Origin of the sequence: Curtobacterium sp. 22159, from assembly GCF_052045775.1 — a bacterium.
GTDB lineage: Bacteria > Actinomycetota > Actinomycetes > Actinomycetales > Microbacteriaceae > Curtobacterium.
In genome coordinates, this window is record NZ_JBQEPN010000002.1 from 223,715 (window position 1) to 236,836 (window position 13,122).

Genomic DNA, 13,122 nt, shown 5'->3' on the forward strand with positions numbered 1-13,122 from the left:
TGCCAGCTGGCACCGCGCCTCCCGTCCGTCGTCGTGCGCGGCGCGGCGCGGGACGGCGCGGTCGCGTGCCGAGGTCGCACGACCTGCCGCTCACGTCCGCCGAGGTCGCACGACGTGCCGCTCAGCTTCGCGCCGGACGGCATGTCGTGCGACCAGATCGTCGCGGCCCGGCGGCCCGGCAGCGGAGCCGCTGCCACCGCGTGGCCGTGCCGAGGTCGCACGACCCGCCGCTCGCGTCCGCCGAGGTCGCACGACGTGCCGCTCAGCTTCGCGTCGGACGGCATGTCGTGCGACCAGAACGTCCAGCCCCGGCCCCGGCACCGCCCGACCCCGGCGCCGGCGCGACGGCAGAGGGCCCCGCACCGGAACGGTGCGGGGCCCTCCTCGCGGATGCGCGCGACGCGTCAGCGGCGCCCGACCAGCTTCCACGCGAGCGGCAGGACGCCCGCGGCGATGAGCGCCTTCGCGATCCCGCCGACGATGAACGGGTACAGGCCTGCCGCGAGGACCGACTGGAGGTCGTTCGGCGCCCCGAGCGCACCGAGCGCCGCGGCGAGGTAGGGCAGACCCGTGACGAACGGGATCGCGCTGGCGAGCAGCATCGCCACCGTTGCACGACCGAACCGGCGGTCCCAGTCGCGGCGGGCGAGCCAGCCGACGACGCCCGCGGCCGGGATGAAGCCGATGACGTACCCGAAGCTCGGGACGGCGAGCGCGTGCAGGCCGCCCGTCATGCCGGCGAAGAACGGTGCACCGGCGAGCCCGGCGACCGCGTACACGAGCAGCGAGAGCATGCCGCGACGTGCGCCCAGCGTCGCGCCGACGAGCACGACCGCGAGGGTCTGACCCGTGATCGGCACGGGCCACATCGGGACCTCGACCTGGGCCATCGCGGCCGTGAACAGTGCTCCGCCGGCGATCAGGGCGGCGTCGGTGGCCAGGCCCTGGGTGCGCAGACGGTCGGCGAGGACTGCGCGGCGAGCGAACCCGGTGGCGTTCGTCATGGATTCTCCTAGAATGGACTGCTGGTCCCGTTCAGGACCATCGGTCCCGTCAGCGTAGCGGTGCACCTCCCGCACACACCGTTGTGCACATCCACCAACTGATTGGACGTCTGTAGTGCTTGCCGTGCACGACCTCGAGATCCGCGTCGGGGCTCGCCTCCTGATGGAGAACGTGTCCTTCCGCGTCGAGAAGGGCGACAAGATCGGCCTCGTCGGTCGCAACGGCGCCGGCAAGACCACGATGACGAAGGCCCTGGCGGGGGAGACCCAGCCGACGGCGGGGAAGATCGACCGCTCGGGCGAGATCGGGTACCTCCCGCAGGACCCGCGCTCCGGCAACCCGGAGGACACCGCGCGCAAGCGCATCCTCGACGCCCGCGGTCTGGGCGAGCTCGTCGAGGGCATCCGGCTCGCGACCGAGGCGATGGCGAGCGACGACCCGGACGTCGCCGAGAAGGCCATGCGCCGGTACAGCCGCCTCGACGACCAGTTCAACGCCCTCGGCGGGTACGCGGCCGAGGCCGAGGCCGCGTCGATCGCGTCCAACCTCAAGCTGCCGGACCGCATCCTCGACCAGCAGCTCAAGACCCTGTCGGGTGGTCAGCGCCGCCGCATCGAGCTGGCCCGCATCCTGTTCTCGGACGCCGAGACGATGATCCTCGACGAGCCGACGAACCACCTCGACGCCGACTCGATCGTGTGGCTCCGGGAGCACCTGAAGACCTACCCGGGCGGCGTGATCGTGATCTCCCACGACGTCGAGCTCGTCGACGAGGTCGTGAACCGCGTCTTCTACCTCGACGCCAACCGGCAGTGCATCGACGTCTACAACATGGGGTGGAAGCTCTACCAGCGGCAGCGTGCCGCCGACGAGGAGCGCCGGCGCAAGGAACGCGCGAACGCCGAGAAGAAGGCTGCGACGCTCAAGGACCAGGCCGCCCGCTTCGGCGCGAAGGCGACCAAGGCCGCTGCGGCGCACCAGATGGTCGCCCGTGCCGAGAAGCTCCTGGCCGGACTCGAGGAAGAGCGCGCCGTCGACCGCGTCGCCAAGCTGCGATTCCCGACGCCCACCCCCTGTGGGCGGACTCCGCTCATGGCCGAGGGACTGTCCAAGTCCTACGGCTCGCTCGAGATCTTCGCGGGCGTCGACCTCGCGATCGACCGCGGATCGCGCGTGGTCATCCTCGGGTTCAACGGTGCCGGCAAGACGACGTTGCTGCGCATCCTCGCGGGCGTCGACCAGCCCGACACGGGGGAGATCCTCCCGGGTCACGGTCTACGCATCGGCTACTACGCCCAGGAACACGAGAACATCGACGTCAACCGCACCGTCATCGAGAACATGGTCTCGGCGTCGAACGACCTCAACGAGACCGAGGCGCGACGCGTGCTCGGTTCGTTCCTGTTCACGGGCGACGACGGGTACAAGAAGGCCGGCGTGCTGTCCGGCGGCGAGAAGACCCGACTGTCGCTCGCGATGATCGTCGTCTCCGGGGCGAACGTGCTGCTGCTCGACGAACCGACGAACAACCTCGACCCGGCCTCGCGCGAGGAGATCCTCGGAGCGCTGGCCGGCTACGAGGGCGCTGTCGTGCTCGTGTCGCACGACGCCGGTGCGGTCGAGGCGCTGAACCCCGAGCGGGTCCTGCTGCTGCCGGACGGCACCGAGGACCACTGGAACAAGGACTACGCGGAGCTCGTCGAGCTCGCGTAGCCCGCGGTCGGTACTGGAGGCGCGGGGCGGCGCCGTGACGCGCCTCCAGTACGACCGATGGTGCGTTTCGCGCATGCAGCGGCAGGACGACAGGTGTCACGTCCGGTGAGCGGCGAGTCCGTCAGCGGCCTGCGTTGAGCAGCTCGTCCTCGATCTCGGCGTCGGTCTTGGGCTTCGCGTCCTTGCGACGCTGCCGCTCGAGGGCGCGCTCGCGTTCCTCGGGGTCGTCCTGGTTGAGGTTCCGGTACTCCTGCACCATGAGGTACGCGAGGAAGCCGAACCCCCCGGCGGCGAACATGAACCACTGGATGAAGTAGCTGAGGTGCAGCCCGGTGTCGGCCGTGGGGCGGTCCCACCCGAGCGGTCGGGCCTCGGTCGGAGCGGGCGACTCCGAGGCGAGCTGCCCGTACGCACCGGTGTAGATCGGCGTGTCGACCTTCTTCGCGACGTCGGACAGCGTCACCGACTGCACCTGGTCGGTGTGCGCCGGATCGGTGCGACCGGGGATGCGCGGCTCGCTCTCCTGCAGGCGCACGATGGCCGTGACCTCGCCCGACGGGGGAGCGGGGACGTGGTCGGGGGCGTCCTGCGCGTTGCCGGTCGGTACCCAGCCGCGGTCGACGATGAACGCTCGGCCGTCGGCGGTGACGAGGGGCGTGAGGACCTCGAAGCCGGGCTGCCCGTTGTGCACCCGGTTCCGGACGAGGAGCTGCTCCGCGGTGTCGTAGCGGCCGGTGACGCGCACCCGGAGCCAGGTCTGCGAGTCGTCCCAGCTCGACGCCGTCGGGAGCGCCCGGTCGAGCGGGACGGGGGTGTGCTCGTAGTTCTGGGCGACCTGCTCGTTCTGGCGGACGGCTTCGTTCCGACGGTCCCACTGCCACATGCCGAACAGGGCGCAGACGATCGCGAAGGCGACGGCGATCGCGAAGTACCCCAACCACCGTCGGCTGCCGACGAACCCCCAGCCGACGAAGGGCTCGTCGGGGTCACGCTCGGGACGGTCGTCAGCGGAGCGCGCACCGGCCGCGGCAGCCGCGCGCTGCAGTTTCTGCGCGTGCCGTCGGCCGTAGCGGGAGCTCGGGTCGAAGCCGTCGCTCACCGACGGTCACCGGCCGTGCGAGCACCGACGTCGTTCTTCGGGGCGTCGGCCGGGTCACGTTCGTCGTCGAGTCGGTCCACGTCCTCGTGCATGCCGGTGACGCGCACCGGGAAGGACCGGGATCGCAGGTAGTCCGCGAGGAAGTCACGGTGCTCCTCGCACGCCGCCCAGATCTTCACCCGGTCGATGGCGTGGATGCGCGGGTTGCGCCAGTTGACCCGCCACGACGCGGTCGCGACGCAGCCGGCACGCGAGCACACCGGGGTCGAGCCGGGCTCGGTGAAGAGGTCGAACGTGGCACCCATCAGCGACGCCCCCACACCCGGGAGCGGTCGCCGTTGCGCTGCCACTCCTCTTGCGCGTGCTGGGCCTGCTCACGGAGTCGGTCCTGCTCGGCGCGGTAGGCCTCGGCGCGGGCGTCCTCCTGGCGTTCCCGGAGGCGCGGGTCGACGGCGTCGTAGAGCTCGATCGCGCCGGCCGGGGTGACGATGTCGTTCTCGGCGCGGCTGCCCGCGTTCGCGATCACCACCGCGACCCAGGGGATGACACCGGCGAGGACGATCGGGATGACGGCGAGCCACGTGTGCCAGACCGACCACACGACGACGGCGCCGATGAAGAACACGACGCGCAGCGCCATCTGCCAGACGTAGCGGGACAAGCGGTGCGCGCGATCCGTCTCCGGTGAGTCCGGGAGGGTCGTGATGCTGTGCGTCGTCTTCATCCGATGTTCTTTCCTCTGCCCATGGTCAAGCCTAAGCCCGTGGGCCCCTCCGTGGTTCCGCCGCGCGCGGACACGACGGCGACATCGCCTCCGGTACGCTCGTCCGGGCGTGTCCGACCGATCCCGGCCGCGGCGCGCCGTGCACCCCACCCCGAACGGAGCGACCATGAGCACCCCCCGTACCGTCCTCATCACCGGCGGCAACCGCGGCATCGGCCACGCCCTCGCGGAGCGGTTCGTCGCCGCCGGGCACCGCGTCGCGGTCACGTCCCGGAGCGGTCAGGGCGGCCCCGAGGGTGCCCTCACCGTCGCGGCGGACATCACCGACACGGCGTCCGTCGACGCCGCGTTCACGCAGGTGGAGGCGGAGCTCGGCCCGGTCGAGGTCCTCGTCGCGAACGCCGGCATCACGAACGACCAGCTGCTGCTCCGCATGTCCGAGGAGGACTTCACGAGCGTCATCGACACGAACCTGACGGGGACGTTCCGGGTCGTGAAGCGTGCGACGAAGGGCATGATGAAGGCGAAGTTCGGGCGCATCGTCCTCATGTCGAGCGTCGTCGGCGCCTACGGCCAGGTCGGCCAGGTCAACTACGCCTCGTCGAAGGCGGCGCTCGTCGGCATGGCCCGGTCGATCACGCGCGAGCTCGGCTCCCGCGGCATCACCGCGAACGTCGTCGCGCCCGGCTTCATCCAGACGGACATGACGGCGTCCCTGCCGGACGAGCTCGTCGCGGAGTTCAAGAAGCAGATCCCGGCGGCGCGGTACGGCACCGTGGACGACGTCGCGGACGCCACGCTGTTCCTCGCGAGCGACGGTGCCGGGTACGTCTCCGGCGCGGTGATCCCGGTCGACGGCGGCCTGGGGATGGGGCACTAGCCGCCGCTGCCGCCGCGAGTCTCGCGCGCGTCGGCCCGAGTCTCGCGCTCAGCGACAGTTCTCGCGCCCCCGGGCACGAGAACTGTCGCCCACCGCGAGTCTCGGGGGCGCGGGGCCGAGTCTCGGGGGCGCGTCAGCCGCGCAGGCCGAGGGCGGCGAGCACCGCGGACAGGTCACGGTCGACGACCGCCACGTCCGCCTGCTCGCGCACACGCGGCTTCGCGTCGAACGCCACAGAGAGCGCAGCGACGCGCATGATCTCGAGGTCGTTCGCACCGTCCCCGACGGCGATCGTGCGCGCGACGGGGACGTCGTCGACGGTCGCCCACTCCCGGAGCGCTGCCGCCTTCGCATGCGCGTCCACCACGTCGCCCAGCACCCGCCCGGTCAGCACCCCGTCCACCACCTCGAGCCGGTTGGCCCGGCAGTGGTCGAGTCGGAGCGCCTCCGCGAAGGGGTCGAGCACCTCGTGGAACCCGCCGGAGACGACGCCGACGGTCCCGCCGGCCGCGTGCACGCCACGGACCAGCTCGTCGGCTCCCCGCGTCACACGGACCGTCTCCTGCGCTCGGCGGAAGACGTCGTCCTGGAGGCCCTCCAGCGTCGCGACACGCTCCCGGAGGCTCTCCGCGAAGTCGATCTCCCCGCGCATGGCCCGCTCCGTGATCGCCGCGACCCGTGGCCGGGTCCCGGCGGCGTCGGCCAGGAGTTCGATGACCTCGTCCTCGAGGAGCGTGGAATCGGCATCGAGGACGACGAGGAAGCGCGGCACGCACCAACGGTACCGACTGTCGGAGGCGCGGCTCGTCCGTGTGACGTCAGCCGCGCCTCCAGAGCGTTCCGACGACGCTACGCGTCGACGCGGACGCCCTTGCCGACCACGGTGATGCCGGAGTCGGTGACGGTGAAGCCGCGGGCTTCGTCGGCCTCGCGGTCGACGCCGACCTGCGCGCCCGGAGCGATCACCACGTCCTTGTCGAGGATCGCCCGGTTCACGATGGACCCGGCACCGATCGATGCCCGCTCGAACACGATCGAGTCGAGGACCTTCGCCCCGGAGTCGATCGAGCACCACGGGCCGATCATGCTGCGCTCCACCTGCGCCCCGGACACGAGGCACCCGAGCGACACGAGGGAGTCCACCGTCGAGCCGGTGTTGCCGTTCGCGTCCCGGACGAACTTCGCCGGCGGCAGGTTCGTCTGCTGGTTGAAGATCGGCCAGTCCTGGTTGTAGAGGTTGAACACCGGGACGGGAGCGATGAGGTCCATGTGGGCGTCGAAGAACGAGTCGATCGTCCCGACGTCGCGCCAGTAGTACCGGTCGCGCTCGTTCGACCCGGGCACGTCGTTGCGCTGGAGGTCGTAGACGCCGGCGTCGCCCCGGGACACGAAGTCGGGCACGATGTCGCCGCCCATGTCGTGGTTCGACGTCTCGATCTGGCCGTCGCGGAGCACGGCGTCGACCAGCGCGTCCGCGTCGAAGACGTAGTTCCCCATCGACGCGAGGATCTCGCCGGGGGAGTCGGCCAGGCCGACGGCGTTCTTCGGCTTCTCGAGGAACGCCTCGATCTTCGTCGGGTCGTCGTCGGCGACCTGGATGACGCCGAACTGGTCGGCGAGGCCGATCGGCTGGCGGATCGCGGCAACGGTGGCACTCCGGCCGGAGGCGATGTGTGCCTCGACCATCTGGTGGAAGTCCATCCGGTACACGTGGTCGGCGCCGACGACGACCACGATGTCGGGCCGTTCGTCGCGGAGCAGGTTGAGCGACTGCAGGATCGCGTCGGCCGAGCCGGCGAACCAGCGCTTGCCGAGTCGCTGCTGCGCGGGCACCGATGCGACGTACGAGCCGAGCAGGCCCTCCATGCGCCAGGTCTCCGCGACGTGGCGGTCGAGACTGTGCGACTTGTACTGGGTGAGGACGACGATCTTCTGCAGTCCGGAGTTGACCAGGTTCGACAGAGCGAAGTCGATGAGACGGAAGTTGCCGCCGAACGGGACAGCGGGCTTCGCGCGGTCGGCCGTGAGCGGCATGAGCCGTTTGCCCTCGCCGCCGGCGAGCACGATGCCGAAGACCTTCTTTGGTGCCATGACGCTCACAGTAGGCGTGCGCACTGGGAACCGGTTACGTTGAACGCGTGCGAGTCGATCTACTGACCAGGGAGTATCCGCCGGAGATCTACGGCGGAGCGGGTGTCCACGTGGCCGAACTGACGGCCGCGCTGCGGTCGGGGACGGACACGGACGTGCGGGTGCGGGCCTTCGGGGCCTTCCGTGACGAGGAGTCCGTCTGGGCGTACCGCACGCCCGCCGGACTCGAGCAGGCCAACGGCGCGCTGCAGGCCCTCGGGACGGACATCGCGATCGCCGCGGACGTCGAGGGCGCGGACCTCGTGCACTCGCACACCTGGTACGCGAACGCCGCCGGACGCATCGCCCAGCTGACGTACGGCATCCCGCACGTCGTCACGGCGCACAGCCTCGAGCCGCTCCGTCCGTGGAAGGCCGAGCAGCTCGGCGGCGGGTACCGGCTGTCGAGCTGGATGGAGCGCGAGGCGTTCGAGCAGGCCGACGGCGTGATCGCGGTGTCGAAGGCCATGCGCGCGGACATCCTCCGCTCGTACCCGTCGATCGACCCGGCGAAGGTGCACGTGGTCTACAACGGCATCGACATCGACGACTGGAAGCCGACTGTCGACGAGGACGCCGTCCGCGCCCTCGGCATCGACCCGTCACGCCGGAGCGTCGTCTTCGTCGGGCGCATCACCCGGCAGAAGGGCCTGCCGTACCTCCTCCGCGCGGTGGCGTCGCTGCCGGAGGACGTGCAGATCGTGCTGTGCGCCGGAGCCCCGGACACGCCGGAGATCATGGCCGAGGTGACCGGCCTGGTCGAGGGGCTCCGCGAGTCGCGCGAGGGCGTGGTCTGGATCGACCGGATGCTGGCGCACCAGGAGATCGTCAACGTGCTCTCGTCGGGCACGGTCTTCGTCTGCCCGTCGATCTACGAGCCGCTCGGGATCGTCAACCTCGAGGCGATGGCGTGCGGGATCCCCGTCGTCGGCACCGGCACCGGCGGCATCCCCGAGGTCGTCGCCGACGGGCTGACCGGCCGCATCGTGCCGATCGACCAGGCGCAGGACGGCACCGGCACCCCGACCGACCCCGAGCGGTTCGTCGCCGACCTCGCCGCGACCCTGGACGAGGTGCTCGCCGACGAGGGGCTGGCCAAGCTCATGGGCCGGGCCGGGCGCCTCCGCGTCGAGACCGAGTTCACGTGGGACGCGATCGCCCACCGGACACGGCAGGTCTACGACGAGGTGCTCGGGCAGAACCCGTAGGCTGGTCGCATGCCCTCGGTCGTGCGCTTGTCAGACGTCTCCGTGGTCCGCAACGGGGCCACCATCCTCGACGGGATCTCGTGGGAGGTGCAGGACGACGAACGCTGGGTCGTGCTCGGTGCCAACGGTGCCGGCAAGACCACGCTGCTCCAGGTCGCCGGGGCGCAGACGTTCCCGACGTCGGGTGGCGTCGAGGTGCTCGGGACGGAGCTCGGCGGCGCCGACCTGTTCGAACTCCGGCCCCGGATCGGGTTCGCGTCGACGGCGCTCGCCCGCCGGATCCCGGTCACCGAGAAGGTCATCGACGTGGTGCTCACGGCCGCGTACTCGGTCACGGGGCGTTGGAACGAGGAGTACGAGGAGCTCGACGTCCGCCGGGCCCAGCGCGTGCTCGACGAATGGGGCCTCGGCGCGTTCACCGACCGGACGTTCGGCGAGCTGAGCGACGGCGAGCAGAAGCGCGTGCAGATCGCCCGTGCGGTGATGACCGACCCGGAGATCCTCTTCCTCGACGAACCCGCCGCATCGCTCGACCTCGGCGCCCGCGAGAGCCTCGTGCGGACCCTCGGCGGCTACGCGCAGAGCGAGGACTCGCCGGCGATCGTCATCGTCACCCACCACGTCGAGGAGATCCCGGCCGGGTTCACCCACGCCCTGGTGCTCGCAGACGGGCACGTGCAGGCCGCCGGGCCGATCGACGACGTGCTCACGGACTCGACGCTCACCGAGGCGTTCGGCATCGAACTGACCGTCACGAAGGACGCCGGCCGGTACACGGCACGCGCGGCCTGAGGCGCGGTTGCCGCTCCGTCAGGCGCGTTTCCTGCTCCCGATCCGGCGTGCTGTCTGGTAACGTAGACGGCTGGCGCACGCCGCAGACTTCCGCGCGGAGTTCACTTCGAGCAGCCGCGCACTCCCATCACCGCTATCCGAGGAATCTCCATGAAGACCGACACCCACCCCGAGTACAACGCCATCGTCTTCCGCGACCTGGCCTCCGGTGAGACGTTCCTGACGCGTTCGACCGCGACCAGCGACAAGACCATCGAGCTCGACGGTGCGACCTACCCGGTCATCGACGTCGAGATCTCGTCCGCGTCGCACCCGTTCTACACGGGCAAGCAGCGCATCCTCGACTCGGCCGGTCGCGTCGAGAAGTTCAACCAGCGCTTCAAGGGCTTCGGCAAGTAAGTCCGCTGCGCGCTCGGACGGGCGGTCCTGCTTCGGCAGGGCCGCCCGTTCTGCGTTGCCGGGGTGCCGCGGCGGCGTTGCGGCGGCACGGGCCGGGGGGCGCTCGGCGTCACGGGGCGCTCGGAACCACGACAGCGACGTCGAACCTCCGGCACGCCGTGGTTCGACATCGCATTCGTGGTTCGACTCCGATGCGCGGCCGACGTGTCAAACGGTCGCTGCGGGCGGTGCGAGCGAGCGATGCCGCGGGTGCGGCGGCGCTGCGGCGGCGCGGGCCGGCGGCGCTCGGCGTCACGGGGCGCGCGGAACCACGAAAGCGACATTGAACCTCCGGCACGCCGTGGTTCGACGTCGCATTCGTGGTTCGACTTCGATGCGCGGCCGACGTGGCGAACGGTCGCAACGCGCGACGAGCGAGCCGGCAGCGCTGCCGCGGGCGTCAGCCGGCGTTGCGGTGCGGCCAGCGACCGTCGGCGGTGAAGGACGGGTCACGCTTGGCGCGCATGTAGTCCTGGAACGAGGACGCCTGCTCGGCGCACCAGCCGACCTGCTTGCGGTGGAGCTCCTCGGCGGAGACACCGAGCTCGTCCGGGTACTTCGCGGCGATGGCCTGTGCGACACGGCCGGCCGCGATGGCGTCGGCGCCGGCGTCGTGCGCGTCGGAGAGGGTCACGCCGTACAGCTCGGACGCGGCCTCGAGCGTGCGCTTGCCCTTGCGGTAGGTGTCGAGCGCCTTGTCGATCACGAGCGGGTCGACGACGTTCCCGATGACGGGGGAGGCGATGCCGTGCCGCTTGGCCTCGCGGTCGAGCACGGTGAGGTCGTACGGGGCGTTGTAGATGACGAGCGGGATGCCGCGGGCGAACACGGCCTCGACCGCGGCGATGATCTCGGCGACGACCTCACCGGCCGGACGACCCTCGGCCCGTGCACGCTCCGTGGTGATGCCGTGGACCGCTGCCGCCCCGTCGGGGATCTCGACGCCGGGGTCGGCGAGCCAGGCGCCCTCGACGATGGAGCGACCGGTCATGTCGATGAGCCCGACGTGTGCGGTGACGATGCGAGCCGTCTCGACGTCGACGCCGGTGGTCTCGAGGTCGAACACCCCGAGGGCGTGCCACCACGGTCGCCCGGTGAGGTCCTGCACGGCGCCGGCATCGGCGGGCGGCGTGTCGAGCGCGGTTCCGGAGTACGTCACGTCACGAGGCTAACGGGACGCACCGACACGCCGAGCGCGACCCGCCTGCCGGGGACGAGCCGCGCCTCCAGTCCGAGCGCCGCCGCGCGCAGGGCAGCCGGCACCGGAGGCCGCCCCGCCCGACGCGGTCAGGCGACCGGCGCTCCCACGTGCAGCCAGTAGAACGACTGCGTGCCCATGGTCAGCGTCACGTTGCCGTCCTCGTCGAACGACGGGAACGCCCCGCCGCCGAACAGGTCGTACAGCGGCCGCCCCGCGAACTCCGGAGCCGACACCGTGACCGACGTCGGGTTGGTGGCGAAGGAGAAGACGCAGAGGACGTCCTCGGCGGACGGTCCGAACTGCTGCCCGGAGCCCTCCCACGACCGGACGAACGCGAGCACGGACTCGTTCGACGTGTCCTGCACGTCGAGCGTCCCCATGCCGAACACCGGGTGGGCCTTGCGGACGTGGATGACGTTCCGGACCCAGTGCAGCAGGGAGCGGGACTGGGCGAGCTGCGCCTCGACGTTCACCTGCGCGTAGTTGTACACGAGGGACTGCACGACGGGGAGGTACAGCTTGCCCGGGTCGGCGGTCGAGAAGCCGGCGTTCCGGTCCGGCGTCCACTGCATCGGCGTGCGGGAGGAATCGCGGTCGGGCAGCCAGATGTTGTCGCCCATCCCGATCTCGTCGCCGTAGTAGAGGAACGGCGACCCGGGCAGCGAGAACAGCAGCGCGTGGATGAGCTCGAGCTCGGCCCTGGAGTTGTCGAGCAGGGGAGCCAAGCGCCGACGGATGCCGATGTTCGAGCGCATGCGCGGGTCGTAGCCGTACCAGCCGTACATCGCCTGCCGGTACTCCTCGCTGACCATCTCGAGGGTGAGCTCGTCGTGGTTGCGGAGGAACACGCCCCAGGCGGCGCTGGCGGGCACGTCGAGCGTCTCGGACAGGATCGCCTTGAGCTCGGAGGCGTGCTGTGCGCGCAGCGAGTAGAAGATGCGCGGCATGACGGGGAAGTCGAACGCCATGTGGCACTCGGGCTCCTCGTCGGTGCCGAAGAAGGCGGCGGTCTCACGGGGCCACTGGTTCGCCTCGGCGAGGAGCACCCGGCCGGGGTACTCGTCGTCCACCATCGCGCGCAGCTTCTTGATGAACTCGTGCGTCTCCGGTTCGCCCTCGCCGTTGCCGTCCTCGGACTCGAAGAGGTACGGGATCGCGTCCAACCGCAGCCCGTCGACGCCCATGTCGAGCCAGTGCCGGACGACGTCGTACACGGCCTCGACGACGGCGGGGTTCTCGAAGTTGAGGTCCGGCTGGTGCGAGAAGAACCGGTGGAAGAAGAACTGCCGACGGACCGGGTCGAACGTCCAGTTGGACTCCTCGGTGTCGACGAAGATGATGCGGATGTTCGAGTAGTCCTCGTCGGTGTCGCGCCAGACGTAGAAGTCTCCGTATGGACCGTCGGGGTCCTCGCGGGACTGCTGGAACCACTCGTGCTGGTCGCTCGTGTGGTTGATCACCATGTCGATGACGATGCGCATGTTCCGCTCGTGCGACTTCGTGACGAGTTCGCGGAAGTCGTCGAGCGTGCCGAACTCCGGCAGGATCGCCTTGTAGTCGGAGATGTCGTAGCCGCCGTCGCGCATGGGGGAGCGGAAGAACGGCGGGAGCCAGAGCGCGTCGACCCCGAGCCACTGCAGGTAGTCGAGCTTGCCGATCACGCCCTGGATGTCACCGATGCCGTCACCGTTCGAGTCCACGAACGAGCGGATCATGCACTCGTAGAACACCGAGCGCTTGTACCACTGCGGGTCGAGCGTCAGGCCGGGCAGCTGGATCGGGGCTGTGAAGGTCACCGTGCTCCTCGTCGTCGTCGACGGGCCGGCAACCGGACCCGACGGGCCGACGACCGGTCCGACGGGGCACGGCAGGGCCCGCCCCGGACACGATAGGCGCGTGGTCCTGGGCCTGTCCGGGGTTTGTGCCGACCCA

14 protein-coding genes are annotated in these 13,122 nt (G+C 70.6%); 5 read left to right on the forward strand and 9 right to left on the reverse strand.

The genetic code is table 11. The features are described 5' to 3' along the window. Window positions 1–284 (reverse strand): hypothetical protein (locus ACTJKO_RS03165; protein WP_440685576.1); only part of this gene is annotated, 284 nt, incomplete at its 3' end. Between the two features lie 120 nt (window positions 285–404). Further along, a complete protein-coding gene (locus ACTJKO_RS03170) occupies window positions 405–1,004 on the reverse strand; it encodes a biotin transporter BioY (protein ID WP_440685578.1) in 600 nt (199 codons plus the stop codon). Window positions 1,005–1,119: 115 nt separating this feature from the next. Between ACTJKO_RS03170 and ACTJKO_RS03175 the strand changes: the two genes are divergently transcribed. Then, complete coding sequence (locus tag ACTJKO_RS03175; protein ID WP_440685580.1) at window positions 1,120–2,718, forward strand: ABC-F family ATP-binding cassette domain-containing protein; 1,599 nt, start codon at window positions 1,120–1,122, stop codon at window positions 2,716–2,718. 121 nt (window positions 2,719–2,839) lie between these two features. Here the strand turns inward: ACTJKO_RS03175 and ACTJKO_RS03180 are convergent, their stop codons facing one another. The 3 genes from ACTJKO_RS03180 to ACTJKO_RS03190 are packed head-to-tail and all read right to left on the reverse strand — an operon-like array spanning window position 2,840 to window position 4,541. Then, window positions 2,840–3,817, reverse strand: a complete 978-nt coding sequence (locus tag ACTJKO_RS03180; RefSeq protein ID WP_440685582.1) for an SURF1 family cytochrome oxidase biogenesis protein — start codon at window positions 3,815–3,817, stop codon at window positions 2,840–2,842. Then, on the reverse strand, window positions 3,814–4,122 hold the full coding sequence (locus ACTJKO_RS03185) for a hypothetical protein (protein ID WP_440685584.1): 309 nt from the start codon (window positions 4,120–4,122) through the stop codon (window positions 3,814–3,816). The genes ACTJKO_RS03180 and ACTJKO_RS03185 overlap by 4 nt, the downstream gene beginning before the upstream one ends. Then, window positions 4,122–4,541: a DUF3099 domain-containing protein gene (locus tag ACTJKO_RS03190; RefSeq protein ID WP_440685586.1), complete on the reverse strand. Its 420-nt coding sequence runs from the start codon at window positions 4,539–4,541 to the stop codon at window positions 4,122–4,124. Before ACTJKO_RS03190 ends, ACTJKO_RS03185 begins: the two co-directional genes overlap by 1 nt. A 166-nt stretch (window positions 4,542–4,707) precedes the next feature. On the opposite strand from ACTJKO_RS03190, the gene fabG reads away from it, so the two are divergent. Beyond that, window positions 4,708–5,421, forward strand: coding sequence for a 3-oxoacyl-ACP reductase FabG (gene fabG, locus ACTJKO_RS03195; protein WP_440685588.1), 714 nt, complete (start codon window positions 4,708–4,710; stop codon window positions 5,419–5,421). Between the two features lie 133 nt (window positions 5,422–5,554). Here the strand turns inward: fabG and serB are convergent, their stop codons facing one another. Next, on the reverse strand, window positions 5,555–6,193 hold the full coding sequence (gene serB / locus ACTJKO_RS03200; RefSeq protein ID WP_440685590.1) for a phosphoserine phosphatase SerB: 639 nt from the start codon (window positions 6,191–6,193) through the stop codon (window positions 5,555–5,557). Between the two features lie 77 nt (window positions 6,194–6,270). After that, window positions 6,271–7,512, reverse strand: a complete 1,242-nt coding sequence (locus ACTJKO_RS03205; RefSeq protein WP_440685592.1) for a glucose-1-phosphate adenylyltransferase — start codon at window positions 7,510–7,512, stop codon at window positions 6,271–6,273. A gap of 47 nt (window positions 7,513–7,559) precedes the next feature. Here ACTJKO_RS03205 and glgA point away from each other — a divergent pair, with 47 nt between their 5' ends. The 3 genes from glgA (at window position 7,560) to ACTJKO_RS03220 (ending at window position 9,950) form a co-directional block, all read left to right on the forward strand. After that, complete coding sequence (glgA, locus tag ACTJKO_RS03210; RefSeq protein WP_440685594.1) at window positions 7,560–8,759, forward strand: glycogen synthase; 1,200 nt, start codon at window positions 7,560–7,562, stop codon at window positions 8,757–8,759. A 9-nt stretch (window positions 8,760–8,768) separates the two neighbouring features. Then, a complete protein-coding gene (locus tag ACTJKO_RS03215) occupies window positions 8,769–9,551 on the forward strand; it encodes an ABC transporter ATP-binding protein (RefSeq protein ID WP_440685596.1) in 783 nt (260 codons plus the stop codon). A gap of 150 nt (window positions 9,552–9,701) precedes the next feature. After that, entirely contained in the window at window positions 9,702–9,950 is a 249-nt protein-coding gene (locus ACTJKO_RS03220) for a type B 50S ribosomal protein L31 (RefSeq protein ID WP_144712088.1), read from the forward strand. Window positions 9,951–10,389: 439 nt separating this feature from the next. Here ACTJKO_RS03220 and ACTJKO_RS03225 read toward each other — a convergent pair whose 3' ends face one another. Beyond that, on the reverse strand, window positions 10,390–11,097 hold the full coding sequence (locus tag ACTJKO_RS03225) for a 3'-5' exonuclease (protein WP_440685922.1): 708 nt from the start codon (window positions 11,095–11,097) through the stop codon (window positions 10,390–10,392). 179 nt (window positions 11,098–11,276) lie between these two features. After that, a complete protein-coding gene (gene treS, locus ACTJKO_RS03230) occupies window positions 11,277–12,986 on the reverse strand; it encodes a maltose alpha-D-glucosyltransferase (RefSeq protein ID WP_440685599.1) in 1,710 nt (569 codons plus the stop codon). Window positions 12,987–13,122: the final 136 nt, after the last annotated feature.